This window comes from Agromyces sp. NBRC 114283 (assembly GCF_030268405.1).
In the GTDB taxonomy this organism is placed as follows: domain Bacteria; phylum Actinomycetota; class Actinomycetes; order Actinomycetales; family Microbacteriaceae; genus Agromyces; species Agromyces mediolanus.
In genome coordinates, this window is record NZ_BSQP01000001.1 from 2,960,620 (window position 1) to 2,987,403 (window position 26,784).

Annotated in this window: 22 protein-coding genes; 9 read left to right on the plus strand and 13 right to left on the minus strand. The window is 71.6% G+C overall.

Going from position 1 to position 26,784, the window contains the following annotated elements:
- Together QSJ60_RS14290 and QSJ60_RS14295 are read left to right on the plus strand one after the other, a co-directional pair.
- Complete coding sequence (locus tag QSJ60_RS14290) at positions 1 to 1,386, plus strand: DUF58 domain-containing protein (RefSeq protein ID WP_285464011.1); 1,386 nt, start codon at positions 1 to 3, stop codon at positions 1,384 to 1,386.
- A 195-nt stretch (positions 1,387 to 1,581) separates the two neighbouring features.
- The gene (locus QSJ60_RS14295) at positions 1,582 to 2,307 is read left to right on the plus strand and encodes an aquaporin (protein WP_230765978.1); all 726 of its coding nucleotides are present in this window, start codon (positions 1,582 to 1,584) and stop codon (positions 2,305 to 2,307) included.
- Positions 2,308 to 2,409: 102 nt separating this feature from the next.
- Here the strand turns inward: QSJ60_RS14295 and QSJ60_RS14300 are convergent, their stop codons facing one another.
- Positions 2,410 to 3,405, minus strand: coding sequence for a stage II sporulation protein M (locus QSJ60_RS14300; protein WP_285464012.1), 996 nt, complete (start codon positions 3,403 to 3,405; stop codon positions 2,410 to 2,412).
- Positions 3,406 to 3,422: 17 nt separating this feature from the next.
- Between QSJ60_RS14300 and QSJ60_RS14305 the strand changes: the two genes are divergently transcribed.
- On the plus strand, positions 3,423 to 4,259 hold the full coding sequence (locus QSJ60_RS14305; protein ID WP_285464013.1) for an RDD family protein: 837 nt from the start codon (positions 3,423 to 3,425) through the stop codon (positions 4,257 to 4,259).
- Between the two features lie 85 nt (positions 4,260 to 4,344).
- Here the strand turns inward: QSJ60_RS14305 and ahcY are convergent, their stop codons facing one another.
- The 3 genes from ahcY to QSJ60_RS14320 form a co-directional block, all read right to left on the minus strand.
- The gene (gene ahcY, locus QSJ60_RS14310; protein ID WP_285464014.1) at positions 4,345 to 5,826 is read right to left on the minus strand and encodes an adenosylhomocysteinase; all 1,482 of its coding nucleotides are present in this window, start codon (positions 5,824 to 5,826) and stop codon (positions 4,345 to 4,347) included.
- Between the two features lie 97 nt (positions 5,827 to 5,923).
- Positions 5,924 to 7,363 (minus strand): phosphomannomutase/phosphoglucomutase, encoded by a 1,440-nt coding sequence (locus QSJ60_RS14315; RefSeq protein WP_285464015.1) that lies wholly within the window; start codon positions 7,361 to 7,363, stop codon positions 5,924 to 5,926.
- On the minus strand, positions 7,360 to 7,575 hold the full coding sequence (locus tag QSJ60_RS14320) for a DUF3499 family protein (protein ID WP_189086299.1): 216 nt from the start codon (positions 7,573 to 7,575) through the stop codon (positions 7,360 to 7,362). Before QSJ60_RS14320 ends, QSJ60_RS14315 begins: the two co-directional genes overlap by 4 nt.
- A 45-nt stretch (positions 7,576 to 7,620) precedes the next feature.
- On the opposite strand from QSJ60_RS14320, the gene QSJ60_RS14325 reads away from it, so the two are divergent.
- Positions 7,621 to 8,064, plus strand: coding sequence for a hypothetical protein (locus tag QSJ60_RS14325; RefSeq protein ID WP_189086298.1), 444 nt, complete (start codon positions 7,621 to 7,623; stop codon positions 8,062 to 8,064).
- Between the two features lie 25 nt (positions 8,065 to 8,089).
- Here QSJ60_RS14325 and QSJ60_RS14330 read toward each other — a convergent pair whose 3' ends face one another.
- The 5 genes from QSJ60_RS14330 to QSJ60_RS14350 form a co-directional block, all read right to left on the minus strand.
- Positions 8,090 to 9,511 carry a DUF5719 family protein gene (locus tag QSJ60_RS14330; protein ID WP_285464016.1) on the minus strand — a complete coding sequence of 474 codons (1,422 nt, stop codon included), beginning with the start codon at positions 9,509 to 9,511 and terminating at the stop codon, positions 8,090 to 8,092.
- Positions 9,501 to 12,566 carry a glycosyltransferase family 2 protein gene (locus tag QSJ60_RS14335; protein ID WP_285464017.1) on the minus strand — a complete coding sequence of 1,022 codons (3,066 nt, stop codon included), beginning with the start codon at positions 12,564 to 12,566 and terminating at the stop codon, positions 9,501 to 9,503. Before QSJ60_RS14335 ends, QSJ60_RS14330 begins: the two co-directional genes overlap by 11 nt.
- A gap of 152 nt (positions 12,567 to 12,718) precedes the next feature.
- Complete coding sequence (locus QSJ60_RS14340) at positions 12,719 to 13,039, minus strand: WhiB family transcriptional regulator (protein ID WP_189086295.1); 321 nt, start codon at positions 13,037 to 13,039, stop codon at positions 12,719 to 12,721.
- Positions 13,040 to 13,253: 214 nt separating this feature from the next.
- Positions 13,254 to 14,216, minus strand: coding sequence for a UDP-glucose 4-epimerase GalE (gene galE, locus QSJ60_RS14345; protein WP_285464018.1), 963 nt, complete (start codon positions 14,214 to 14,216; stop codon positions 13,254 to 13,256).
- Positions 14,217 to 14,276: 60 nt separating this feature from the next.
- Complete coding sequence (locus QSJ60_RS14350) at positions 14,277 to 14,426, minus strand: hypothetical protein (protein ID WP_230765961.1); 150 nt, start codon at positions 14,424 to 14,426, stop codon at positions 14,277 to 14,279.
- Positions 14,427 to 14,510: 84 nt separating this feature from the next.
- Here QSJ60_RS14350 and QSJ60_RS14355 point away from each other — a divergent pair, with 84 nt between their 5' ends.
- Positions 14,511 to 15,479: a GlxA family transcriptional regulator gene (locus tag QSJ60_RS14355; RefSeq protein WP_189086292.1), complete on the plus strand. Its 969-nt coding sequence runs from the start codon at positions 14,511 to 14,513 to the stop codon at positions 15,477 to 15,479.
- A 13-nt stretch (positions 15,480 to 15,492) separates the two neighbouring features.
- Here QSJ60_RS14355 and manA read toward each other — a convergent pair whose 3' ends face one another.
- Complete coding sequence (manA, locus tag QSJ60_RS14360) at positions 15,493 to 16,740, minus strand: mannose-6-phosphate isomerase, class I (RefSeq protein ID WP_285464019.1); 1,248 nt, start codon at positions 16,738 to 16,740, stop codon at positions 15,493 to 15,495.
- A gap of 104 nt (positions 16,741 to 16,844) precedes the next feature.
- Between manA and QSJ60_RS14365 the strand changes: the two genes are divergently transcribed.
- The gene (locus QSJ60_RS14365) at positions 16,845 to 18,026 is read left to right on the plus strand and encodes an acyl-CoA dehydrogenase family protein (RefSeq protein WP_285464020.1); all 1,182 of its coding nucleotides are present in this window, start codon (positions 16,845 to 16,847) and stop codon (positions 18,024 to 18,026) included.
- Here QSJ60_RS14365 and QSJ60_RS14370 read toward each other — a convergent pair.
- Together QSJ60_RS14370 and QSJ60_RS14375 are read right to left on the minus strand one after the other, a co-directional pair.
- Entirely contained in the window at positions 18,023 to 19,120 is a 1,098-nt protein-coding gene (locus QSJ60_RS14370) for a glycosyltransferase family 2 protein (RefSeq protein WP_285464021.1), read from the minus strand. The two genes, QSJ60_RS14365 and QSJ60_RS14370, sit on opposite strands and share 4 nt — an antisense overlap.
- Positions 19,121 to 19,175: 55 nt before the next feature.
- Positions 19,176 to 22,325, minus strand: a complete 3,150-nt coding sequence (locus QSJ60_RS14375; protein ID WP_285464022.1) for a CDP-glycerol glycerophosphotransferase family protein — start codon at positions 22,323 to 22,325, stop codon at positions 19,176 to 19,178.
- Between the two features lie 82 nt (positions 22,326 to 22,407).
- Here QSJ60_RS14375 and QSJ60_RS14380 point away from each other — a divergent pair, with 82 nt between their 5' ends.
- From QSJ60_RS14380 to QSJ60_RS14390, 3 genes are read left to right on the plus strand one after another with little or no spacing between them, the layout of a single operon-like run.
- Entirely contained in the window at positions 22,408 to 23,820 is a 1,413-nt protein-coding gene (locus tag QSJ60_RS14380) for a bifunctional cytidylyltransferase/SDR family oxidoreductase (protein ID WP_189086287.1), read from the plus strand.
- Between the two features lie 23 nt (positions 23,821 to 23,843).
- Positions 23,844 to 25,205 carry an O-antigen ligase family protein gene (locus QSJ60_RS14385; protein WP_285464024.1) on the plus strand — a complete coding sequence of 454 codons (1,362 nt, stop codon included), beginning with the start codon at positions 23,844 to 23,846 and terminating at the stop codon, positions 25,203 to 25,205.
- 16 nt (positions 25,206 to 25,221) lie between these two features.
- Positions 25,222 to 26,508 (plus strand): O-antigen ligase family protein, encoded by a 1,287-nt coding sequence (locus QSJ60_RS14390; protein WP_285464026.1) that lies wholly within the window; start codon positions 25,222 to 25,224, stop codon positions 26,506 to 26,508.
- Positions 26,509 to 26,535: 27 nt separating this feature from the next.
- On the opposite strand, the gene QSJ60_RS14395 is transcribed toward QSJ60_RS14390, so the two are convergent.
- Positions 26,536 to 26,751: a hypothetical protein gene (locus QSJ60_RS14395; protein ID WP_285464028.1), complete on the minus strand. Its 216-nt coding sequence runs from the start codon at positions 26,749 to 26,751 to the stop codon at positions 26,536 to 26,538.
- Positions 26,752 to 26,784: the final 33 nt, after the last annotated feature.

Sequence of the window (26,784 nt, forward strand, 5' to 3'; positions counted from 1 at the left end):
ATGACGATCTCCGGGAGGTTCGTGCTGCTCCTCGCGCTCGGCGTGGTGCCGATCGTGGTCGCGGGTGCGCTGGCGGGCGCCGCGTCGGGTGCGCCGACGCCGGCCTCGGTGGCGGCCGCCGGGGGGCAGGCCGCCTGGCTCATGCTGCTCGCCTGGGCGGCGCTCTGCGTCGGGCTCGGTGCGATCGATCTCTCCCTGGCCGCCTCCCCGCGGCGGGTCGCGCTGCAGCGGGAGCTGCCGCCGCGGGTCCGGCTCGGAGAGGCCGCGGATTCGCACCTCATCGTGCAGAACCTCGGCGGGCGGGCGCTCCGCGCCGTCGTCCGCGACGGCTGGCAGCCCTCCGCCGGCGTCGTCGGGGCGAACCGCTCCCGGCTCCGTATCCCCGCCGGCGAACGACGTCGGGTGTCCCTCGTGCTGGTCCCCCGCCGACGGGGCGACCGTCGGGTCCAGCAGGTCACCATCCGCAGCGCGGGCCCGCTCGGCCTGTGGTCGCGGCAGGCGACGCTCGCCGCGCCCGGCGTGCTGCGCGTGCTGCCGCCGTTCGCCTCGCGGGTGCACCTGCCGTCCCGGCTGACGAGGCTCCGGGAGCTCGACGGGCGCACGCCGATCCTGATCCGCGGGCAGGGAACCGAGTTCGACTCCATCCGCGAGTACGTCCGCGGCGACGACGTCCGCTCGATCGATTGGCGGGCGACCGCGCGCCGCACCGACCCCGACGCCCCGGGCGGCACCCGGCTGATGGTGCGCACCTGGCGCCCGGAGCGTGACCGGCGCATCGTGATCGTCACCGACACCTCGCGCACCGCGGCCGCCCGTGTCGCCGACGAGCCCAGGCTCGACACGGCCTTCGAGGCCTCCCTGCTGCTCTCCGCCCTCGCCTCGCACGCCGGCGACCGGGTCGACTGGCTCGCGTGGGACCGCCGCGTCCGCGGCCGGGTGCACGGGGCGAACGGGGCCGAACTGCTCGCCAAGCTCGTCGACGTCATGGCGACCATCGACCCGGAGCTCATCGAGGCCGACTGGGCCGCCGTCCCCGCGCAGGTGCGGCGGCTCACCAGCCGTCGCGCGCTCGTCGTCCTCCTCACGGGCGTGGACTCGCCCGCGAACGCCGCCGGTCTGCTCGCCATGCTCCCGCAGCTCACCTCGCGCCACCTCGTGATCGTCGCCTCCGTGGCCGATCCCGACGCGGTGGCCGCGAGCGCCCGCACCGAGGACCTCGACGACGTCTACCGGGCCGCCGCCGCCGAGCGCGCCCTGCTCGACGGGGCACGGGTCGAGGCGGCCATCCGCCGGCTCGGCGCGGAGACGGTGAGCGCCCCGCCGCACGAGCTCCCGCCCGCGCTCGCAGACCGCTATCTGGCGTTGAAGGCCGCTGGCCGGCTGTAGCCGTCGCCTCCGAGCGGCCCGAAGCGGCACGCGACGTCGCCCGCCGTCATCCGACGTCGTGGCGCGACACACCGGCGCGCCTCGCCGCTTCGGCGATCCGCGTTCTCGATAGGCTCATGCCCGGCGCGGAGGGGTCCCGCGCCGTTTCGTCGCCTCCGCAGGAGGCGATTCGTCTCCCTAGGAAAGGACACCAGCATGGCCGGAACGGCCGCCCCCTCGACGGGGCAGAAGCTCACCGCCGAACTCCTCGGCACCTTCATCCTCGTCTTCGGCGTCATCGGAGCGGCGATCTTCTCCTCCGCCAACGCCACCCTCCTCGGCGTCGCCTTCGCGCTCGGCCTCAGCGTGCTCGTCGCCGCCTACGCCTTCGGTCCGATCTCGGGCGGGCACTTCAACCCCGCGGTGACGCTCGGCCTCGCGGTCGCCGGTCGTTTCGCGTGGAAGGACGTCGCCGGATACCTCGTCGCGCAGATCGTCGGCGGCATCCTGGGCGCCGTCGTGCTGCTCGGGATCGTCGCGAGCGCTCCCGGGGCCGACGTCGTCGCGACGTTCCGCTCGGCCTCGACGGGCTACGACGAGCTCTCCCCCGCCGGCTTCGGCATCGGTGCCTTCTTCATCGCCGAGATCGTCGCCACCGCGGTCTTCCTGTTCGTCATCCTCGGCGTGACCTCCGCGGGCCGCGCCGCGGCGAACTTCGCCCCGCTGGCCATCGGTCTCACGCTGACCGTGCTGGTGCTCGTCGCGGGCCCGATCACGAACGGCTCGTTCAACCCGGCCCGCTCGATCGCGACGGCGATCTTCGGCGGCGGCGACGCGCTCGTCCAGCTCTGGGCGTCGATCGTCGCCCCGATCGTCGGCGGACTCATCGCAGGCGTGCTCTACAAGCTGATCTTCGACCGGGCGGCGAAGCTCAGCGCCTGAGCCGGACCACCACGATGGCGGATGCCCCGGACGGGGCATCCGCCATCGGCGTCTTCGCACCGACTCGGCCGATTCCTGCTGGCGGGCGCGGCCGGAGCGGACTCAGCCGGCGACGATCCGGCGCTCGCCGGAATCGAACTCCGCGAGGTCGCCCGTCTCGCCCGCCTTCGCAGCGCGGCGGCCGAGCACGAGCATCGTGAACAGGAACGCGGCCAGCGCGAGCGCGCCGATGCCGATCTTCACGGCCCACGGCCACGGCTGCGGGGTGACGAAGCCCTCGATGAGCCCGGAGACGAACAGCCAGAACACGAGGCCGATCGCGATGGTGAACAGCGCCCTGGCCTCGGCTGCGAGCGCCGCGCCTCGCCCGCGTGGGCCCGGGGCGATCCAGGCCCAGAAGATGCGCAGCCCGGCGGCGGCCGCGACGAACACGCAGGTGAGCTCGAGCAGGCCGTGCGGCGCGATGTAGAGGAAGAAGGTGTCGGCCTCGTCGAAGTGCAGCATGATGCCGGCGGTCACGCCCAGGTTCTGCGCGTTCTGCAGCAGCACCCACGGCACCCAGACGCCGACGATGCCGAAGGCGATGCACTGCGCGGCGATCCAGGCGTTGTTGGCCCAGACCGAGCCGGCGAAGGAGGCCGCCGGGTGCTCGGAGTAGTAGGCGACGAAGCCTTCGTCGGCGAGCTGCTTGAGCTCGGCCTCGCTGCCGAGATTCGCGATCACGCGCGGGTCGGAGAGCACCCAGGATGCGAAGAGGCCGGCCACGACGACGGTCGCGACGGCCACGGCGAGGGTGATCCAGCGCACCCGGTACAGCGCGGCGGGGAGCGAGACGAGCCAGAAGCGGGTGAACTGGCGCAACGGGTTCTCGGGCACGCCCGTGAAGCGGAGCCGCGCCCGTGCGAGGAGGATCGACAGCCGCTCGCCGAGTGCGGTGGATCCGGCGGTCGTCTTCACCGTCGACAGGTCGGACGCGGCCGACTGATAGCGCTCGATGAGCTCGTCGGTCTCGCGACCGTCGAGGCGGCGCTGCCGGGTGAGCGCGTCGAGACGCTGCCAGTCGTCGGCACGGGCTGCTGCGAGAGCGTCGAGATCCATCTGCTTGAATACTACCCATGACCGTCGCAGCGCCCGAGCGCCGTTCCACCGTGACCGACGAGGGCGTGCTCACGGGCGAGGCGGTGCAGCTCGACGTCCGCCCGGCCGGCGCGGTGCTGCGGGCCGCCGGTGCCGCGATCGACGTCCTGGCGACGCTACTCGTCGGCGGCGGGCTCGTCTGGCTCGCCGCGAGCCTCAGCCTCGACGAGGCGGCGTTCCGTGCCGTCAGCATCGCCGTGCTCGTGGTCTGCCTCGTCGTCGTGCCGACGACGGTCGAGACGGCGAGCCGCGGCCGATCGCTCGGCAAGCTCGCCGTGGGCCTGCGCGTCGTCCGCGACGACGGCGGCTCGATCGGGTTCCGGCACGCCTTCATCCGCGCGCTCACGGGCGTGCTGGAGATCTACTTCACGCTCGGCGGACTGGCGCTCCTCGTCGGCTTCCTGAACCCTTCCTCGAAGCGGCTGGGCGATCTGCTCGCGGGCACGCACGCGCAGATGGAGCGCGTGCCGAAGCTCGAGATCTATCCCTTCGGCGTGCCCGCCCCGCTCACGGCGTGGGCGGCGACGGCCGACGTCGGCCGTCTCCCGGCGCCGCTCGAGCGGCGCATCTCCGCGTTCTTCCGCAACGCGGCGCACCTCGTGCCCGAACGGCGCGCCGGATTCGCCGCGGCGCTCGCGCAGGAGGCGTCGCCGTACGTCTCGCCGATCCCGGATGCCCCGGCCGAGCTGTTCCTCGCGGGCGTCATCGCCCTGCGCCGGGAGCGCGACGCCGCCGCGCTCGAGCTGGAGGCGGCACGGATGCGCTCCCTCGAACCGGTGCTCACTGCACGTCCGAACGGCTTCCCCGAGCGCTGAGTGCCTGACGCCGACGTGGGCGCCGACGCAGGCGCGGGCGCCGAGCCGTCACCGCGGCGGCGCCGGCGCGCCGCCGCGGCATCCGTCAGTAGCGGTAGTGGTCCACCTTGTACGGACCTTCCACCGGCACGCCGATGTAGGCGGCCTGCTCGGGGGTGAGCTCGGTCAGCTCGACCCCGAGCGCGTCGAGGTGCAGGCGGGCGACCTTCTCGTCGAGGTGCTTCGGCAGCACGTACACCGCGGTCGGGTACGCCTCCGGACGGGTGAAGAGCTCGATCTGCGCGAGCACCTGGTTCGTGAACGAGTTGCTCATCACGAACGAGGGGTGCCCGGTCGCGTTGCCGAGGTTCATCAGCCGGCCCTCGCTGAGCACGAGCACGCTGCGTCCGTTCGGCAGCCGCCACTCGTGCACCTGCGGCTTGATCTCGATGCGCTCGGCGCCCGGGAGCGCCTCGAGGGCGGCCATGTCGATCTCGTTGTCGAAGTGGCCGACGTTCGCGACGACGGCGAGGTGCTTCAGCGCGAGGAGGTGCTCGAGGCGCACCACGTCCTTGTTGCCGGTCCCGGTGACGAGGATGTCGACGTCGCCGACGACCGACTCGAGACGGGCGACCTGGTAGCCGTCCATCGCCGCCTGCAGCGCGTTGATCGGGTCGATCTCCGAGACGATGACCCGGGCGCCCTGGCCGCGCAGCGCCTCCGCCGCGCCCTTGCCCACGTCGCCGTAGCCCGCGACGAACGCCACCTTGCCGCCCATGAGCACGTCGGTGGCGCGGTTGAGGCCGTCGGGCAGCGAGTGGCGGATGCCGTACTTGTTGTCGAACTTCGACTTCGTGACGGAGTCGTTGACGTTGATCGCCGGGAAGCGCAGCTCCCCGCGGGCGTGCAGCTCGTAGAGCCGGTGCACGCCGGTCGTGGTCTCCTCGGTGACGCCCCGGAGCTCGTCGGCGATGCGGGTCCAGCGGTCGCTCGACAGCTCGAGCGAGCGGCGCAGGGTCTCGAGCACCACCCGGAACTCGGCGCTGTCGTCGGCGGCGGCCTCCGGCACCGCGCCGGCGAGCTCGAACTCGCGGCCCTGGTGCACGAGCAGCGTGGCGTCGCCGCCGTCGTCGAGGATCATGTTCGGGCCGATCCAGTCGGCCCCGGCCGCAGCGGCCTCCGCCGACCAGTCGAAGATGCGATCGGTGCACCACCAGTACTCCTCGAGCGACTCGCCCTTCCAGGCGAAGACCGGCGCACCGGCGGGCTCCTCGGCGGAGCCGTCCGGGCCGACGACGACCGCGGCGGCGGCCTCGTCCTGCGTCGAGAAGATGTTGCAGCTCGCCCAGCGCACCTGCGCGCCGAGGGCGACGAGGGTCTCGATGAGCACCGCCGTCTGCACGGTCATGTGCAGGCTGCCGGCGATGCGGGCGCCGGCCAGCGGCTGCGCCTCGCCGAACTCCGCGCGGAGTGCCATGAGCCCCGGCATCTCGTTCTCGGCGAGCCGGAGCTGGTGACGGCCCGCTTCGGCGAGCGAGAGGTCGGCGACCTTGAACGGCAGGGTGGTGGCGAGGGGCTGGGAGCTCATGGCATCCATTCTCCGGCCTCGGCGGGAGAATCGGGAACTCGGGGCGCGAGTGTGACGCTGCACGCCTCGGACTCGAGGCGTGCGCCCGCGCCGCGGCTCAGGCGCGGATGAGCGCGAGCACCTCGTCGCGGATGCGGATCATCGTCGCCTCGTCGGCGCCCTCGACGTTGAGCCGCAGCAGCGGCTCGGTGTTGGAGGGGCGCACGTTGAACCACCAGAACGGCTCGTCGATCGCGGTGATGCCCTCGACGGTGAGGCCGTCGAGCTCGTCGAACTCCGCGCGGCCCGTGAAGGCCTCGAAGATACGGGCGTAGGCGGCCGGCACGTCCTCGACGGTGGAGTTGACCTCGCCCGAGAGGGCGTAGGGCGTGAAGCGTGCGGACAGCTCCGAGAGCGGGCCGGTCTGGGCGCCGAACTCGGCGAGCAGGTGCATCGCGGCGAGCATCCCGTTGTCGGCGCCCCAGAAGTCGCGGAAGTAGTAGTGCGCGGAGTGCTCGCCGCCGAACACGGCGCCGGTCTCGCGCATGCGGTCCTTGATGAGCGAGTGGCCGACGCGGGTGCGCACGGCCACGGCGCCGGCGCGCTCGATCGTCTCGGGCACGACGCGGGAGGTGATCAGGTTGTGGATGACGGCGACCTCGCCGGTCTCGCCCGCGGCGCGGACCCGGGCGATCTCGCGGAGCGCGACGATCGCGGCGACCGCGGAGGGCGTGACGGCCGTGCCGCGCTCATCGACCACGAAGCAGCGGTCGGCGTCGCCGTCGAAGGCGAGGCCGAGGTCGGCGCCGTGCTCGACGACCGCGCGCTGCAGGTCGACGAGGTTCGCCGGCTCGAGCGGGTTGGCCTCGTGGTTTGGGAAGGTGCCGTCGAGCTCGAAGTACAGCGGGACGAGCTCGAGCGGGAGCCGGGGCAGCCCCGCGGCCTCGCCGAGCACGGCGGGCACGGTGAGCCCGGCCATGCCGTTGCCGGCGTCGACGAGGATCTTCAGCGGCCGGATGCCGGAGAGGTCGACGAGGCCGCGCAGGTACGCGGCGTAGTCGGCGAGGACGTCGCGGGTCGTGACCGCCCCGGGCTCCGCGACGGACGGGATGCCGTGCTCGAGATAGCCTGCGGCGCGATCGCGGATGGCCGCGAGCCCGGTGTCGAGCGAGATGCCCTGGGCGCCGGCGCGGGAGAGTTTGATGCCGTTGTAGGCGGCCGGGTTGTGGCTCGCGGTGAACATCGCGGCCGGGGCGGCCAGGGCGCCCGAGGCGTAGTAGCTCTCGTCGGTGGAGCAGAGCCCGATCTCGGTGACCGAGGCGCCGCGCGCCGCCGCGCCGCGCGCGAACGCCGCCGCGAAGCGGGGCGAGGAGTCGCGCATGTCGTGGCCGACGACGACGGTGCCGCCGGCCGCGTCGACCTCGTCGACGAAGGCCGCGGCGACGGCCTCGACGATCGGCTCGGTGAGCTGTTCGTCGACGAGGCCGCGGATGTCGTACGCCTTGACGACGGCGGACAGGCTGGCGATGGAACCGGAGGGGTCGGGGGCGGAGATCACGCCTTGAAACCTACCTCACCCATCGGTTTGTGCCGCACGACCTGCCATCCGCGCGGGGCGCTCGTGCGCTCGGAGTGCCTGGCGCAGAGGTCGTAGCCGTGCGGCTCGCGCACCGGCGAGAGCGGCCCCACGACGATCATGGAATCGGCGTAGTCGTAGCTCAGCGTGGCGACCGCCTCAGCGGTGCATGCGGTGCGCGAACAACGTCTCATGGCTCGATCAGCGTAGCGAGCCGCACGGACATTACGATGGAGGGCATGCCCCGTCCTCGTCGTGTCGCCCGGGTCCCGAGCTCGCCGCGGCGCCTCGCGAGGGATCGCCACGGTCGCGGCCTGCGCTCCCCCGTCACCGGGCCGCATCTGCCGTTGCTGACCACCCGCATCGACGAGTTCGAGATGACGATCGCCGCGACCGCGTCGTATCTGCGCGGACTCTGGCCGGAGCTCGACGGCGCGGTGTTCGAGGTCGCGCAGGCGCCGGCGGAGGCCATCCACGACGACCACGTCGATCGTTGGCACGTCTCCCACGACGAGCGGCGCATCGTCTTCTTCCGGCTGCCGATCGTGCGCTTCCTGCGTCTGCAGGAGGGTGAGGACAAGGACGAGAAACTCCTGATCGAGAGCTGCGTGTTCCGAGCGGTCGGCGAACTCATCGGCCGTGATCCCTGGGAACTCGCCCCCGGACGCTACCGGCACTTCTGAGCCCGAGCGCCGCCCGAGCCGAGGCTCAGCGCGGATAGATCAGGATCGGCGAGTCGAGCGGGCCGGGCGGCTGCACGGCGAACGCGGCCAGCTGCCGCTCCCCGGAGAAGCTGACGGAGGCCTGCAGCCCCGCCCCGCCCGTGATGAGCACACGACCGCCGCTCGCCGGCATCGCCGTGGAGACGGCTGCGCCGGCCGGGACGGTGATCGCCTCCTCGCCGCTCTCGGCGACGAGGCTCGCCTCGACGTCGGCGTCGCTCGGGTTCGCGAGGTGCAGCTTCGCGCCGGGCCCCTGCGGCACCGCCACGAGCGTCTCGTCGAGCAGCGGCAGCGAGGCGGGGAACCAGGCGAAGTCGCTCGGCAGCTCGTCTTCTGCGACCCGCGTAGCGGTGCGCGCGGCGGCGACGAACTCGCCGTCGCCGTCGATGCGGACCGTGTAGTCGCCCGCGGCGAGTTCGCCGAGCGGGATGTCGCTCACCTGCCCCGCCTGCAGCACGACGTCGAAGACGGACCCCTCCCCGCCGGTCTCCGGCACGACGGAGACGGCGGCCTCGACCGGCTCGGTGCCGGTCGCGAGCAGCCGCAGGCTCGGGTGCGCGTCGCCCTCGGCGTGGTCCTCGTCGACGGCGATGCCGCCGGACTGCTGCACCACCACGCCGGTGATGGTCTGCCGCTTCGCCGGGGGCGCCGTCGCGCCGATGAGCTCGGCCCCGCTCGGGGTGAGCACGTCGATCGAGGTCTGCTCGAGGCTCGCCGCGACCGTGCCGCCGCTGCTCGTGACCTGCACGACGGGCGACGCGGCCGCGGGCGCGAGTCCCGCGATCGAGACCACGCGCTGCGCGCCGGGCTGCACCACGAGGCCGAGGCCTGACGGCGCGTCCACCGGACCGGTTTCCGAGTGCACGCGCACGTCGACCGTGGCGGGCACGTCGCCGGGGTTGGCGAGCAGCAGCAGCGTCGAACGGCCGAGCTCGGTCGTGCCGCCGGCGAGCCACGCCTCGGCGACGGGTTCGGCGCACGCCGCCGCCACGAAGCCGGCGGCGGTCTCGGTGCCGAGCTGCTGCGACTGCCCGCCGGCGAGCATGCCGGCATCCACCCCGCCCGGCTGCGTCGCGAGCGACACCGCGATGTCGTCCTCGGAGCCTCGCGGCGGGGCGAGGGTGAGCTGTTCGACGTCGGCGTCCGCGGGCTCGGTCGCCGTGACCAGGCGGACGCTCCCGAGCGCGGAGACGCTCTCCGCGTCGTCGCCGAGCTCGAGCATCGGGCCGGGGCAGACGCGGACCGTGCGGCTCTCGGCGGGCTGGATCGAGCGCGACAGCGGCTCAGCGCGATGCTCGGGCCACGGGACGATCGCGGCGGCGCCCAGCACGGTCACGCCGACGGCGGCGGCGACGAGGATGACGAGGCCTCGGCCGCCCGCGCGGATCAGGGTACGGCTATCGGGCATCTCGGCCTCCCTCGGGCTCCTCCGCCGGCGGCGTCCCGCCATCCCGGGCCTCGCCCGAGCTGGCCGGCGCGGGCGCATCATCCGACTCGGCCGAGTGCGAGGTCTCGGCGACCGACGTCGCGCCGTCGTTCTGCGCCGTCTCGCCCGGATCCGCGCCGGCGCCGTCCGCGGAGCCGGCAGCGTCCTCGGCCGAGTCCACCGCCGACGGCCGGGGCTTCGGCCGGCGGCGCGACGGACGTTCGGGCCGGGGGCGGCGCGGTCGCCTGCCCGGCTCCTCGCGGCCTACACCGGCCGGGATGGAGAGCAGGAGCACTGCGCCGAACACGAGCAGTTGCACGGCGGCGATCCAGCCCGTCAGCGGGGCCCCTGCCCGGGCCGGGATCTGCGCCGCCGGCGCGTCCGGCTCCGCGGCGGCGAAGCGCCACAGCGTGCCGAAATCGGTCTCACCGACCGGGACGAGCGCCGCATTGGCCTCGAGCGCGGCACGAGCACGATCGGCGGTCTGGATCTCGGAACGCTCCGCGTCCTCGCCGGCCGCCCCGAGCAGCACGTACGAGACGCCGAACTCGTCGATCGCGCGATCCGCGTCGAAGCCGCCGCGGGACGCGAGATTGCCGGCGATCTCGGCGAGGGCGAGTTCGCCCGCGTCGAGCTTCGTCCGCGTCTGCGCGAACGTCGACTGATCGTCGAGCGTCGCTCCGCTCCCGTGCTCGAGGGTCGCGCGGAGCCCGCCGGATGCCTCGGGGACGAGCCGCAGCGTGGTCACCCGGGGATCGTGGTCCGCCTCGGCCGTGACGAACGCGGGCAGCGACCGCTGGGGGGCCGGCGCCACGTCCGCGCGTCCGGTGCTCATCGAGACGCCGAGCGGGACGACCGCTCCCGCCGTCACGACGACGAGCAGCGCCGCGAGCCAGGCGGCGGCGCGACGCAGGCCGTCCAGGGCGACGACCGCCGCGAGCACCAGCCCCAGCCACATGAGGCTCTGCCCGGGGATCGTGGAGACCGGCACCGCCGTGTCGCCGACCACGGCGACGGAGAGCTGCGCTGCGGCGATCGCCGTGCCGAAGCCGAGGGCCACGGCCGCGAGCGTGAACGCGGCCGCACGGTACCGGCCCGTCGCGATCGAGGCGAACGCGGCGAGCAGCAGCGGGATCAGGAGCGCTGCGACCACCCAGCGCGGGTCGATCGGGGCGCCGATCGCGTCGAGCACCCCCTGCCATCCGCCGAGCTCGGCGCCGTCGAAGCCGAGGGCGATCGCGCCAGGGCCCGGCACCGCGGCGGGCACCGGGACCCCTGGGTCAGCGAAGAGGGCGATCGCGTTGCCCGCCGCGAGCTGGGCCCAGATGAGCGGCGCGGCGAGCGCGAGGGCCGGGATCGGCAGCAGCGCGAGGCGGGCGGCGCCGCGCCCGGAGAAGCTCATCGCGACGATCCAGGCCAGGAGCAGTGCGGGCGCGAGGCTCGGCGCCGAGGCCACGACCGCCGCGAACAGCAGGGAGGCGGTGGCGGCCGTCGCCCAGCTCGTCGCCGAACCGAGCGCGGCGTAGAGCAGCCAGCCGAGGAGGACGTGCGCGAGCACCGGCCCCGGCCGTCCGTCGGCGAGCGCCGTGAGCAGCGGCGGTGCGAACATCCAGAGTGCCGCGGCGAGCGCTCGGAGTGCGCCGCGCTCCGTCAGCCGGGCGGCCGCGAACCAGGCGCCGAGCGCGGCGACGGGGAGCGCGAGCAGCCACACCGCGACCATCGCCCACGACGGGGACCAGAAGGCGAGCGAGCCGAGCACGGCGAGGATCGCATGGAACGGGTCGGCGGCTCCCACGAAGCCGGTGCTGACGTCGCGCCAGCCGTAGGCCGCGTTCCGCCACAACTCCTCGACCGCCGGGGACAGCGGGAGCAGCCCGCCACCCGCGACGCCGCCCGCCGTCAGCAGCGGGAACAGCACGACGACCACGGCGACGACCGAGGCGAGCAGCACCCAGCCGCCGCCGGTGGCGAGGAAGTCGACGCCGTCGACACGGCCGCGGGCCCGTGCGCGGCGCTCCTCCGCCTCGATCCGGCGGCGACGGCGCATCTCGTCGGGCTGGAGCCGCAACGGTGCGATGGCCGACCACCCCACGGTACGGGCGCCGCGCAGGATCCGGCGGGAGTGCGCGATGGCCCCGAACGCGAACAGCGTGCGGAAGGCGGAGCCGAACTCGCCGACGATGCGGCCCGGCGCCTTCGTCACGAGCAGGACCACCGAACGCAGCAGTGCGAGCGGGAGCAGGCTCAACCAGTGCACCGGGAGCGCGGCGGCGGGGGCGTAGCTCATCCTGCGGTGCAGGGCTGCCCGCCGCGTCGCTGCGGCGCGCTTGCGGACCGCGCCGGCGCGATGGCCTGCGGCCGGTCCGATGAGCCCGCCGCCGGCGAATCGCACGTGCGCGCTCGGGACGACCGACACCCGGTGCCCGGCCAAGCGGGCGCGCACCGCCAGATCGAGGCCGTCGTCCACGACGGGCAGCGCGGGGTCGAAGCCGTCGAGCGAGCGCCAGACGGCGCGTCGGACGAGGATGCCGCCGGGGTCCACGCCGAGCACGTCGCTCAGCCCGTCGTGCTGCCCCTGGTCGAGTTCGCCGGAGACGAGCGGGACCGCGGCGCCGAAGCGGGTCATCGAACGACCGAGGCTCGCGATCCGGTCCGGCGCCTCCGCGTCGAGCAGCTTCGGTCCGGCGATCGCGACGGAGCGCGCGGTCTCGAGGGTGGTCTCGAGCGCGAGGAGCGCTCCGGGCTGCGGCTCGGTGTCCTCCGAGAGCAGCCAGACGGCGTCCTCGTCGTCCACGGGCGGGGGCAGGGTCTGCTCGGCGCGGCGCACCGCTTCGCCGAAGGCGACCCGCTCCTCGATCTGGATGAGACCGTCGGGGGCGGCCTCGGCCGCGAGGTCTCGGGTCTCCGCGTTCACCTGGGCGAGGACGATCAGCAGCCGCTCGGGCCGGCGCGATTGCGCGCGGATGGCGTCGAGCACACGGGTCAGGCGTTCGCCGCCGTGGTGCACGACGAGGATTGCGGTCACTCTGGGGGACATCGGAGTCAGCCTAAGCACCGGCTCGCCACCAGCCGGTGCCATCGGCGGGCGTGCCGCCGATCCGCGCGCCGGCCCGCCGGGGCATCCGTCCGCCCGCTCGCACGACGAAGGCCCGTGCGTCGCACGGGCCTTCGTTCGTCTTGCCGGTCTCGCTACACCGCTCGCTTGCGGAGCTTTCGTCGTTCTCGCTCGGAGAGCCCGCCCCAGATCCCGAACCGTTCGTCGTTCGACAGCGCGTACTCGAGGCACTGCGCACGGACCTCGCAGCCGGTGCAGATCTTCTTCGCGTCCCGGGTCGATCCGCCCTTCTCGGGGAAGAACGCCTCCGGGTCGGTCTGCGCGCACAGCGCGTCGCTCTGCCATGCCAGGGGGTTGTCGTCGTCCGTCGTTGGACGCACCCCCGGGACTCCCAGCCGCACCGGATCGATGAACCAGTCGTCAGGTACTCCAGAACGATATTCAGGAATTGCCATATCGTCTCCCACCCAGTTGTACCGCCCGCCGCTCCCGAGGATCCGGGGACCGCGTCACGACCAATTACAGCGGTGTAATTCGAGTGAGTCAAGTCGCAGATCGTAAACCCTCAAGCAGGGCTGGAGGCTTCCGCCTCGCCGCGACACGCCGGAGTCGTTCCGGAGTTGTGATCCTGCCCCCCACTCTGGGGGCACGACGCACCTCGCCGGAACCTCAGGCGGCGGCGCGTCGCGCCTCCCACGCGCTCCGCACCATGTCCTCGAGGGAGTGCCGCATCCGCCAGTCGAGATCGCGCGCGGCGAGCTCCCCGGAGGCCACGATCCGCGCGGGATCGCCGGGCCGCCGCGGCGCGGACTCGGGGACGAAGTCGATCCCCGTGACCTTCGCGACCGCCGACATGATCTCCGCAACGGAGACGCCGTCACCCGAGCCGAGGTTGTAGACGGGGGCGACGGGCTCGCCCGCCTCGAGCCGCTCGGCCGCCACGACGTGCGCCGCGGCGAGGTCGGCGACGTGGATGTAGTCGCGCACGCAGGTCCCGTCGGGCGTCGCGTAGTCGTCGCCGTTTACCTTCGGTGTGCGCCCGTCGAGCAGCGCGTCGAAGACGAGGGGGAAGAGGTTGTGCGGGCTCACGTCGAAGATCTCCGGCGTCCCGGAGCCCACGACGTTGAAGTAGCGCAGGCTCGTGTGAGCCAAGCCGGTGGCTGCGGCCTGGTCGGCGAGGAGCCATTCGCCGATCAGCTTCGACTCGCCGTACGGCGACTGCGGGTGCTTCGCGGTCTCCTCGGTGACGAGGTCGACGTCCGGGGTGCCGTAGACCGCGGCGCTCGACGAGAACACGATCCGGGCGACGTTCGCCGCCTCCATCGCGGCGAGCAGTGTCGCCGTGCCCGTGACGTTCTGCTGGTAGGTGTGCAGCGGCCGCTGCACCGAGACGCCCGCGTACTTGAAGCCGGCGAGGTGCACGACGCCGCGCACGTCGTGACGGGCGAAGACGCTCTCGAGGAGGGCGCCGTCGAGGATCGAGCCGTGCACGAAGTCGACGCCGTCGGTGACGAAGCCGCGGCGGCCGGAGGACAGATCGTCGAGCACGACGACGTCGATGCCCTTCGCCTGGAACGCACGCACCACGTGCGCCCCGATGTACCCCGCTCCCCCAGTGACCATCCAGCTCATCCGTCGTTCCCTCCGCAGCACCTCGACGCGGCGGCCGGTCCGGCCGCCGCCTCGACGATGCTAACGGCTGGAGATCGGCTCGTGCTGGGCGTGCCGCACGCGGTCGCGGATCTCCGGTCGGCCGTATCCGTCGGATTCAAGGCGGAGCAGGGTCGCCACCACGCCCCAGACGGCGAGGCCGGCGAGGATCAGGAGCAGGATCGTGGTCATGGCAGGAAATCTATGACTTGTGAGAAGCTGCCGAAAGTGGCAGCATTGCCACGATTCCACCAGTTCCTGCCACGCGAGGTGCCCATGCTCCGATCCATCGCCTGCATCGCCGTGCCGCACATGGCGCCGTTCGAGTTCGGCGTCATCTGCGAAGTGTTCGGCATCGACCGGCGCGAGCACGGCGGCCCCGAGTTCGACTTCCACGTCGTCGCGGCCGAGCCGGGGCCGATCCCGACGAAGCTCGGCTTCGACGTCGTGGTGCACGAGGGGCTCGACGCGGCCCGCACGGCCGATCTCGTCGCCGTGCCCGCCGCGCTCATCGATCAGGACGCCGACGAGCGGGTGCTCGCGGTGATCCGCGAAGCGGTCGACCGCGGTGCCTGGGTGCTGTCCGTCTGCTCCGGCGCGTTCATCCTGGGACAGGCCGGGGTCCTCGACGGCCGCCGTTCGACGACGCACTGGATGTACACCGACCGCCTCGCGGCCGCCTTCCCTCGGACGGAGGTCGATCCGGACGTGCTGTTCGTGCAGGACGGCCTCGTCGTCACGGGCGCCGGCACCGCAGCCGGCATCGACGCGGCGCTGCACATCGTGCGCACCGAGCTCGGCGCGAGCGCCGCGAACATCGTCGCCCGTCGGATGGTCGTGCCCCCGCAGCGCGACGGCGGCCAGTCGCAGTTCATCCAGACGCCGGTCGTCGAGTGCAAGAGCGACTCCTTCGCGACCGTCACAGCTTGGATGCTCGAGCACCTCGACGAGGAGCTCACCGTCGACCGGCTCGCCAGGAAGGCGCTCATGTCGCCGCGCACCTTCGCGCGGCGCTTCCGCGCCGAGACGGGCACGACGCCGAACGCATGGCTCAACCGCCAGCGCCTGCTGCGCGCGCAGCAACTGCTCGAGGAGACCGGCCTGAGCCTGGAAGAGATCGCGCGCGAGTGCGGCTTCGGCGCCGCCGCCGTGATGCGGCACCACTTCGTGAAGGTCCTCCAGACGACGCCGACGGCCTACCGGCGGCTGTTCGGACGGCGCGAACCGGTCGAGCTCGCCGGCTGAGCGGCGGCCGGCCTCAGCCCGTCGTCGCGACCCAGACGACGCCGGGGCGCTCGAGGCGCACTACGCCTTCGTCGGGCGTGACGAACGCGGCGTCGCCGCGCGCCAGCTCCACCGAGCCCTGCTCGCCCGTGATCTGCGCCGCCCCGCCCTCGGCGAGCACGATGGCGGGCCCGTCGAGGGCCACCTCGGGCCGCGGCCCCTCATCGCCCGCCTCGAGCCGGTGCAGCACGAAATCGGGCACCGGCGGCCGGAAGCTCCGCACCCCGGGAGCGGTCAGCTCCGGCGCGAGTCGGGGCGGCGGCATCGGGGTGAAGTCGAGCACCTCGACGAGCTCGGCGACGTCGATGTGCTTCGGGGTCAGCCCGCCGCGCAGCACGTTGTCGCTCGCGGCCATCAGCTCGATGCCGAGGCCCCCGAGGTAGGCGTGGATGTTGCCCGCGGCGAGGAACAGCGACTCGCCGCGGGCGAGGCGCACCCGATTCAGCAGCAGCGAGATGACGATGCCCGGATCACCCGGATAGGCCTCGGCGAGCGCCGTGACCGTGCGGAACGACGCCGCGTACGGCGAGGCGAGGGCGACATCCGCCCCGGCGAGCGCGACCACGCGCTCGACGAGCCACGCGGACTCCCCCGTGTCGCCGCCGCGGCCGTCGGTGAGCAGCCACTCAACCGCCCCTTCGAGCCCCTCGGCGTCGAGGCGTGCGGCGAGCAGCTCGATCGCCCCGGGCTGCGGGTCGGCCGAGGCGGCATCGGCGGCGCGCAGGGCCTCAACCACCCCGGCGACCTCCTCGAGCGGCCGGAAGCCGGAGAGCGCGTCGAACGTCTCGCTGAGCGCGACGACGAGCTCCGGCTTGTGGAAGCGGTCCCGGTAGTTGCGGTCGTAGGCGTCAACGGGCAGGCCCGCCGACTCCTCCTTGGCGAAGCCGAGCCGCGCCCGTTCCGTCGTCGGGTGCGCCTGCAGCGACAGGGGGCCGCCGGCGGCGAGCAGCTTCAGCAGGAACGGCAGCCGGGGCATCCCCTCGTCGGCGAAGCGCACCGAGACCTCGGCGCCGAGCGCGCGCTCGGGCTCCGCGGCGATCCAGCTCGCGAGCTCGTCGAACGGCGGCTCGGCGTCCAGGATGCGGGACGGCGAGCCGGGGTGCGCACCGAGCCAGAGCTCCGCCTCGGGGGCGCCGCTCGCCTCCCGGCCGCGGAAGCCCGCGATCAGCTCGCGGTCGCCCCAGGCGTAGTCCCTGGGCTCGTTGTCGATCCTGACGAACATCTCGGCGCAGTTCCTTTCGCGGCTTGGCTCCAAACTACCAACGGCTTCGGATGCCCCGACGCGGAGTCCTAGGCTCGGGGCATCCGACCCGCATTGGAGCAGTCATGACCTTCGCGCCCCTCTCGAGCGACTTCTACGGCTACGCCGAGGCCCTCCTCAGCGATCGCGAGCAGGAGGCCGTCATGGCCATCCGGGCCTGGGGCGAGCGCGAGGTGCAGCCCATCATCGGCGGCTACTGGGAGCGCGCCGAGTTCCCGACCGAGATCGTGAAGCCGCTCGCCGAGCTCGGCGTGCTGTCGTTCGCCTGGGACGAGACCAAGCCCTTCGAGAACTCGGCGGTGTTCCGCGGCTTCGTGGCCCTCGAACTCGCCCGCATCGACGCCTCGGTCAGCACCTTCGTCGGCGTGCAGAACGGACTGGCCGCCGGCTCGATCGCCGTCGCCGGCTCCGCCGAGCAGCGTGCGGAGTGGATCCCCAAGCTCGCTTCCGCCGAGATCATCGGGGCCTTCGGCCTCACCGAGCCGCTCTCCGGCTCCGACTCGGCCAGGGGCCTGCGCACCACGGCGCGGCGCGAGGGCGACGAGTGGGTGCTGAACGGCCGGAAGCGCTGGATCGGCAACGCCACGTTCTCCGATGTGACGATCATCTGGGCGAAGGACGAGGCCGACGGCCAGGTCAAGGGCTTCATCGTGCCGACCTCCACCCCCGGCTACACCGCGACGAAGATCGAGGGCAAGATCAGCCTGCGGCCGGTGCAGAACGCGGACATCGAGCTGCGCGACGTCCGTGTGCCCGAGGCGCTGCGGCTGCAGAACGCGAACTCGTTCCGGGACACCGCCGCGATCCTCCGCCAGACCCGTGCCGAGGTCGCCTGGGCGGCCGTCGGCACCGCGATCGGCGCGTACGAGGCGGCCGTCGCCTACGCGACCGAGCGCGAGCAGTTCGGCAAGCCGATCGCCGCGCACCAGCTCATCCAGGAGCACCTCGTGAACGGACTCGGGAACATCACCGCCTCGCTCGCCATGGTCGTGCGGGTCTCGCAGATGCTCGACGCCGGCACCCAGCGCGACGAGCACTCCGCCCTCGCGAAGGCCTACGCCACCGCGCGGATGCGCGAGACGGTGGCGTGGGCGCGCGAGACGGTCGGCGGCAACGGCATCGTGCTCGACTACGGCGTCGCCCGCTACTTCGCCGATGCCGAGGCGCTCTACTCCTACGAGGGCACCCGCGAGATGAACACCCTCATCGTCGGTCGCACCATCACGGGCGAGGCGGCGTTCGTCTAGGCGTCGGCCGCTTCGCGCTGGTCGAGCCAGGCGATCGCCTCGGCCCGATCGTCCGCGAGGACGAGGTCGAACAGCGCTCTCGTCCGCTGGGGAACCTCCCCGAACACCTGTGCGCCCGCGCGTTCGACGAGAGCGCTCAGTCCGATGCGCAGCGCGGCGAATGCCGCCTCGTCCATCCGCCGCAGCTCCGACGCCGCAATCGCCGCATCGTTCGAGAGGAACTGCGCCGCGCGGCGGTCGCTCACGCCCGCACCCGCCTCCCTTTCGAGGACGTCGAGGGCGCCGATCGCGGACGTGAATCGATCGCGCACCGCAGCAGCGCGAGCACCCTGCTGGGTCATCGAGCTGCCGTCGTCGCGGATCCGCCAGTCGACGGTCCGCCGGGCGAGCACATCGAACGATGTCGCCCGAGCATAGGCCCGGGCGCTCACGAGCTGGTCCTGGAAGTGCCCGCCGAGCGGAAACCGGAGCCCGGCGGCGTTCCAGAACGAGCGACGGTAGAGCTTCGTCCACTGCACGGCATTCACCATGATGTCCGGGAAGTCGGCGAGCGCGGTCGCCGGCCGCGCCACCGCGTGGGCGGTGTCGATCCAGGGGGCCGGTGCGACCCGTCGCCCACCGACGAGGCGGTCGTAGGAGCCCACGGCGAAGTCTGAGCCGGTCGATTCGAGACTCGCCACCAGATCCCGGAGGGCACCGGGGCGCAGCACGTCGTCGGCGTCGAGGAAGGTCAAGTACTCGCCGTCGCCGAGCGCGATCCCCTCGTTCCGCGTGGCGTTCACGTCGTGGTGCTCGACGTGGACGAGCGTGACGCGAGGGTCGCGTCGCGCCCAGCGTCGCACGCGTGCCGCGGTGTCATCGATGGAGGCATCGTCGAGCACGTAGAGCCGGAGCCGCCAGCGGTCCTGTGCGAGCACCGAGCGGATGGCGTCGTCGATGAACGCTGCGACGTCATGCGCCGGCATCACGATGTCGACCCGACCCGCCATCGTCGCCGTCCCGCCCGTCGCCATCAGCCGTCCGCGCAGCGCGTAGCCTCGCAGGGCCAGGCCGGTGAGGGCTGCACCGGGTGGACGGCCGATCGGGTTCAGCACCCGGGCAGCGTACCGCAGAGGGCGGCTCGGAGCGCGCTCGCCTAGAAGAGCTGGATTAGTCCGTTTCGGGCACCGCGGGCCGTGCGCCGACGGGTGGGTTCGGGCCGATCTGCGGAACGAACCGTCTCTTGGGCAACCGAGCGACGAATCCGAACCAGATGCGCTTCACCCGTCGGCGGAATCCCACCTTCCGTTGGAGCGTGAACAGGAGGGGTCCGAGCCCTCGCGAACGATGCATGCTCATCGGGAACGAGCGCGTGATCTCGCCGACCGGCTTTCCGCGGAGGTACGCGACGACATCACGGACGCGCAGACGGGGGGCGAACTCTCGTTCGGATCCGCCGAGTTCCACCGAGTAGCGAAGCGGTGCGATGAGCTCGAGGTAGTCCTTGAACGTGGGATTCGCCCGGTAGTGCTCGAAGCCGAAGCGGAAGGCGTCTCGCGCCAGCTGCGGGCGATCCAGCACCGGGAGCGCGAGGAACTGTTCCGTGAACTCCGGTAGCACTCGCTCAGCGGCCTCGAGCAGCGCGGCGTTGTGAGGCCGCGGGGAGGTCCGTGGTTCGATCCGCCCGTCCACCCTCTCGTACCCCTCAGTGGTGCCGTAGGGCAGATTCCCGAAGATGGACTCGACCATCAGCAGCGAGTACGACGCGGAGGTGTAGTTGTGCCGTTCGGACGATTCCTTGGGCGGGTAGATGCTGCGCGCGTAGTAGAACGGCGCGCCGTCGTCGACGCCCATCGTCCCGAAGAGCCGGACGAGGCAGTCCTGGGTGTATCCGCGCCCCCAGTATTCGACGAACGCGAATGGCTCGTCGAAATCGATCTCCTGAGCGAGATACGCCGTGACGAGCTCTCGGTCCTGGCGCGCGATCGCCGCGAGCCTTCCCCGGTACTCTGACGACGCACGAAGCGTCTCCACGATTCCAGCTGCCTCGGCCACGTCGAAGCGGCGCGCGCGTCGGAAGCGATCGAACTCCGGGAACATCGCAAGCAGTTCGGCTTCGTCGAGCCGTGACGCCTCGACCAGAGCGTCGAAGGTGCGGATGCCTCCGAAGCTCCCGTGTGGCGAGAACGTGTCGTCGTCGATCCCGTCGAGCTGGGACGCCAACCGCCATGCACGGCGCGAACCGAAGAGGTACTGCGTCTTCAGATCGAGTCCCAGACTCCGGATGCACGCATCAGCGATGAAGCGCAGCAGGTACCCGTCGCGCGAGACGAAATACAGTGTCCGATACCCTCGGGCGACCGCGTCCATGACCAGCCAGAGCACGTAGGGCACGAGGTAGAGCGCGACGATGCGGAAGACGAAGAGCTCCTCCGCGGTCGCACCGGCCAGCCGACGCTCTCGGAGCATTCCGGCCAGAAGGAAGCCGTCATATGAACCGATCGTGCGAGTCAACGCCCGCTCGAACTCGTCGAGCCGCGGGGTCTCGAGCGCAACTGTGGAGATACCGAGCTGAGACGCCATCCTGACGTCGGTATGCGCGTTGTCACCGGTGTGCACCCAGCGCCCGAACTCATAGCCCACATCGACGAAGGCGCGCACATAGAGCTGCTTCGTCGCCTTCTCGACCCCGAACTCGCTCGAGAGGTAGAGCGGCAGCCCCGCCAGGAGAGGGTCCGCGCTCGCCAGCATCCGCTGGATAACCTCCCGCGGCAGATACATGTCGCTGATCAGGATCACGCGTTCGCCCGCGGCGACAAGCGCCCTGACCTCCTCGACGCGCGCGACGGCCGGGACCACGTTGCGCAGTTCGTAGTCGATCTCCCATGCAATGAGGCTGGCCACCTGGTCCTGCGTGAGATCGAACACCCTCGCGATCCGGTCGTAGATGGCCTCGAAGGTGATCTCAAACTCGCCCGCCTCGGCGAGAAGGGGGTCCTTCCGGCGCCCCTCCCGCACTGCGAACTCACTCTGCTGGCGAATCTCCACGAAGTGCTGCGCAAGAAACGGCGGAAACGCGCTGCCCGCACGCTGGATCTCCTGACGCACGGCGTGGAAGATCGCGACCGGCGCAACGGCGCGCCGATGGATGAGCGTATCGAACACGTCGAAGCTGTAGAGGGTCGGGAGCTGTTCGTCTCGGATCTCATAGGCGAGCGCGTGCTCGACGATCCGCTCGAGCGTTTCGTCGTCGTCGTAGGACCAGAACCGCCGTCGCAGCTCCTCGAGTTGCGCATCGGGTACCCGATTGTCGGATCCGAGCGCGACGAGCAGTTCGTCGAACCCTTCGACCAGGGTGCCGCAGGAGGAGTCGAGATAGTCGAAGCCTGGTTCCAGGGCCGCCGGCGAGTCGAGATCGTAGGCGTACCGGATGAAGGAGTCGACTCCCGCAGCGATGAGGTCGTAGTGGATCGATGAGTAGTCGATGATCGCGGTGTCGATCTGACCGAAGACCTCGTACACGTCGAGCGCGTTGTCCCAGAAGAGGAGCCGCGGATGATGCCCATAGCGGGCGCGCAACTCGACGAACGCCCGATCGCCGAGCAACTGCGGGTGCATCTTGAGGATCAGGAGCTGATTGTTCCGCTCGAGCGCTTCGACGACGAGATCGAGATCGGGGAGCGCCCTGAGCATGAAGCCGCTGTTGCCGCTCAGCCGGTAGGTGGGAGCGTACAGGACGATCCGCGTGTCTGGAGCGAGCCCTTTGGCGCCCAGGAGGTCGTGGTCGTAGCTGGCGATCGGGCCGTGAAGTCTGGGGTAGATGTTCTGGGGGTAGCCGCCACGGATGATCTGGTCCTCGGAGAATCCGATCTGCCGCTCGAAGTGCTCCTCCATCATCTCGGAGGTCACCAGGAAGAGCTGGGTGTCGCGGTACGCCTTGTTGTTGCGGATGTACTTCGCGGCAATGCGCGGCAGCAACAGACCGGAGCTCATCTCCCGCTCGACGCGCTTCACCCCGACGCCGTGCCACAGGTTGAGCAGCACGATTCCCCGCATTGCTTCGGGGATGCGTTCTTTGACTTGGTTGACGACGAAGACGCCAGCCCGAGCCTGGAGACGCTGGCTTCGCTCCCCTTTGAAGCCGACGGCTTGGAATCCCAAATCGCGAACCCTGCGGGCGATTTGTGGCGAGTCCGTGATCCAGTACGCCTCGATATCCGGACGGAATCGGGTCACGAAGGTGAAGAGCCACTTTGGGTTGCCGGAGAAATCCGCGGAATTGAACAGCCAAACCCGCCGATCACGCACAATTTGCGACAAGATACTCCACTTTCTGCCCCCGGCTCTCCCCTAGTCTAGGGGCTTGAACATTCGATGAACGAGTCCGGGAGGGATCCCAATGATGAGAGCCGACCGAGTGATCGCCGTCGTGCTCGCTGGAGGAGTCGGGACTCGTGTCGGCCTCGGCATGCCCAAGCAGCTCATCCGGATCGCCGGCAAGGCGATCGTCGAGCACACCCTCGAACGGCTCGAGCAGCACGCGACGATCGACGAGATCCTCGTCGTGATGAACGCCGGCGCGATCCACGAACTCGATCACCTCCGGGCCGATCCGCGCTTCACGAAGCTCTCCGCCATCATCCCGGGCGGCGAGACGAGAAACGACAGCACGCGGGCGGCCCTGGCCGCGATCCCGGATGTCGACGCGAAGGTGCTCTTCCACGACGCAGTCCGGCCGTTCCTCGACGACCGCATCCTCGACGACTGCATTGCCGCCCTCGACTCCTATGACGCGGTCGACACCGCGATCCCCTCGGCCGACACGATCATCGAGGTCGACGCCGACTCGGTGATCACGAGCATCCCGAAGCGCGCGGTGCTCCGTCGAGGGCAGACCCCGCAGGGATTCCGGCTTCCCGTCATCCGCCGCGCTTACGAACTGGCAGCCGGCGACCCCGACTTCGCCGCCACCGACGATTGCGGCGTCGTCTTCACGTATCTGCCCGAGGTCGCGATCAAGGTCGTCGAGGGCACGGCCGAGAACATGAAGGTCACCGAGCCGCTCGATCTCCACATCGCCGACAAGATCTTCCAACTCCAGTCCGCCTCGTTCGCCGCGGAACCTTCGGAGTCGGCGCCCCCCGACCTCACCGGGCGGTCCGTCGTCATCTTCGGCGGCAGCTACGGAATCGGTGCGGCGATCGCCGACCGCGCTCGCGCAGCGGGCGCGCTGGTGCACGCCTTCAGCCGCAGCGGCAGCGGAACCGACGTCAATTCCCGGAAAGCGGTGCGCAGAGCGCTGGCCGAGGCGGCGCGCAGCGCGCCGATCGACTACGTCGTGGTCACCGCCGGCGTGCTCACGATGTCCGAGCTGACGCGAACCTCGAAGAAGCGCCTCCGTCGGACGGTCGAGACGAACCTGGTCGGACCTGCCAAAATCGCCCAGGAGGCCTATCCGTACCTCGAGGCGTCGCACGGTCAGCTCCTGCTGTTCACGTCGAGCTCGTACACGCGCGGCCGGGCCGGGTACAGCATGTACTCGGCGACGAAGGCGGGAGTCGTCAACCTGTCGCAGGCGCTCGCAGACGAATGGGCCGAGGCGGGCGTCTCGGTGAACTGCATCAACCCGCAGCGCACCAGGACGCCGATGCGCGTACAGGCGTTCGGAGAGGAGCCGGCGGGAACGCTGCTCGACCCGGACGAGGTCGCCCGGGTGTCGCTCGAGGTGCTCGCCTCCGGCCTCACCGGCCAGGTGGTCGACGTGCGAGTGCAACCGAAGACCGCCGCATCCGTGCGGCGCGCCTCGGCCGGGTGATCCGCCGCGCTACCCTGGTCCGCATGACCCCGGCCCGTCGCGACACTCTCGTGGGCGCGTACGCGACCTTCGCATTCTTCACGCTGTTCGCCGGGCAGTTCTGGCGGAACCTGCTCGGCTGGTGGGGCTTCGGGGCGATCGCGCTCCTCGTCGTCGCCGGCGGCGTCTGGCTCCTCCTCTCGCAGCGACCGGCCTGGAGCTGGCGGCGTGTGCCGAAGTCCACGCTCGTGTTCGCGCTCATCGCCACAGCCTCGATCGCCTGGTCCGCCTACCCCGGGTCCTCAGCGCTCGGGGTCGCGCTCGCGCTCGTCACCATGTTCGTCGGCGTCTCGCTCGCGACCGCGCTGAGCTGGAATCGCATCGCACGGGCGCTCGCGGCCGCCCTGAAGTGGATCCTCGCCCTCTCCCTCCTCTTCGAGCTCTGGGTCGCGCTCATCGTCCGCGGCCCGCTCCTGCCGAACTTCCCCGACTTCGAGGTCACCGGCGAGAAGCTGCCGATGGCGTTCTACTGGTCGCGCGGACTCCTGCTCGGCGGCGGCCCGATCGAGGGCATCGTGGCGAGCCGCAACCTCCTCGCGATGGTCGCGCTGCTCGCGGTCATCCTGTTCGCCACCATGCTCGCTGCGGGCAGCGTCCGTCGCGGGTCCGGCATCACCTGGCTCGTCATCGCCCTGCTCACCCTCGCGCTCACCCGTTCCGCGACGGTGATCCTCGCGGGGCTGCTGGTCGCCGTCGCGCTCGCCTTCGCGGTCTGGGCGCGGCGGGTGGGCCCCGAACGCCGCCGACGCGTCTACGTGACGGCCCTCGCGGCCCTGCTCGCCGGCGTGAGCGCCCTCGTCGCGGGCTGGGATCTCCTGCTCCGGGTGTTCGGCAAGGGCGAGGATCTCACCGGCCGCCTGGACATCTGGAACGCGGTCCTCGGGATGGCCCTGGAACGACCGTGGTTCGGCTGGGGCTGGATCGGCTACTGGATGCCGTGGGTGCCCCAGTTCGAGGACCTCGCGGTGCGGAAGGGCGTCACCTACCTGCAGGCGCACGACGCCTGGCTCGACGTGTGGATGCAGCTCGGCGTGCTCGGTCTGCTGGCCTTCGCCTCCATCGTGATCGGGGCGCTCTGGCGCAGTTGGTTTCTGGCGGTCGATCCACCGATGGACGCAGTCGGCCACCGTCTCCGGCACACGGCCGCTTCTCTCGCCCCGTTGCTCCTGCTCGTCGCCCTGATCGGGCAGAGCTTCGCCGAGAGCCGGCTCCTCGTCGAAGGCGGGCTGGCGCTCCTCATCGTGATCGCGTGGTCGACCAAGCGCGGCCAGTGGCTGCCGGAACCGATGCCGGCCGAGGCGCCGCCCGTTCCCGCCCACCGGCTGCCGCCCGAGGCGGACGCATGACCCGGAGCGCCCGCCGATGACCCAGGGCCCGGCCGTCGCCGCGCTGCGCGAGTTCGCGGGCTCCGCCCGCCTCGCGCAGGCGCTCACGCTGATCGCGGTCGGCCTCGCCTTCTCGACGCACGCCGTCCGGAGCCTCATCGGCTGGCCCGGTCTCCTGGCCGCGCTCACGGCGCTCATCGCGCTCTGCGGCGTCTCGCTCGTCGCCAGGTGGCGCGCGGTCGAGTGGTACGGCATCCTTCCGCTCACGATCCTCGTCTTCGTCGGCTGGTGCGCGGCCTCCGTGATCTGGAGCGCGACGCCGGCACGGAGCGCCGCCGGAGTCGCCTACCTGGTCGCGTTCACGGTGCTCGGGATCTACGTGGCGCTCATGCGCGACACCATCCAGATCGTCCGCGCGTTCGGGGACGTCCTCCGCTTCCTGCTCGTCGTCTCGCTCGCACTCGAGGTGCTGTCCGGCGTCCTCCTCGACCTCCCCATCGTGTTCCTCGGCATCGAGGGGGACATCGCGTCGCTCGGCCCGATCCAGGGGGTGTTCGGCTCCCGCAACCTGCTCGGCTTCGTCGCCCTCATCGCGCTGCTGACCTTCGTCATCGAATGGCGCACGAAGAGCGTGCAACGCGGGCGGGCGATCGCCTCCGTCGTCATCGCCGGAATCTCGCTCCTGCTCACCGGCTCGCCGACGACCTGGATCGCGCTCGGCGCAGCCCTCGTCGCGGCCCTGGCCCTGTACGGCCTGCGACGAGCTGCCCCAGCGACCCGGTGGAATTGGCAAGCGGCGCTGCTCGGCATCGGCATCATCGGCATCATCTCCGCCTGGCTGCTGCGCATCCGGATCATCGAGATCCTCGACGCACGAGCCGAGTTCGACGTCCGTCTCGACGTCTGGCGGGAGCTCTCCCGCTACCTCAATCAGAATCCGCTGCAGGGCTGGGGCTTCGTCGGACCCTGGCCCGACCGGATCCCCTACACCTGGATCGAACTCGCCACGGGCCGTCCGCACGGGTCGGCGCTCAGCGCCTATATCGACGCCTACTTCCAGGTCGGCGTCATCGGCGCCGTCCTCTTCGTCGCCCTGCTCGGGATCGCCCTGGCCCGTTCGTGGCTGCTGGCCTCGACGCGGCGGAGCGTCGTGTACACCTGGCCGGCACTCATGCTCGTCGTCCTCGTCGTGACGAGCTTCGCCGAGAGCTTCGCGCTGCTCGAGGGCGGCTGGATGCTGCTCGTCGTGTGCGCCGTGAAGGCCGCGCGTGACATGAGCTGGCGGGACGCGCTCGCGCAGGCCAGATCGGCCGCCGGCGGCTGAGCGCGCCCGGCCGGTCCTCGGCGAGCGTCAGCGCCGCTCGGCGAGCCGCTCGAAGACGAGGTCGTAGAGCTCGGCGATCCGCGGGGCGTCACGGCGGAGCTCGTCGATCTCGCCCGACGCCTCGTCGAGCCTCGCCACCAACTGCCCCAGATCCTCGCGAAGCTCGACGTTCTCCGCTCGAAGCCGCTCGATCTCGACCAGCACACCGCCGTAGCGGCTCTGGATCTCGGCGAGCTCCGTCATCCCTTCCGCCGTGCGGGGGGCCAGTGCCCTGAG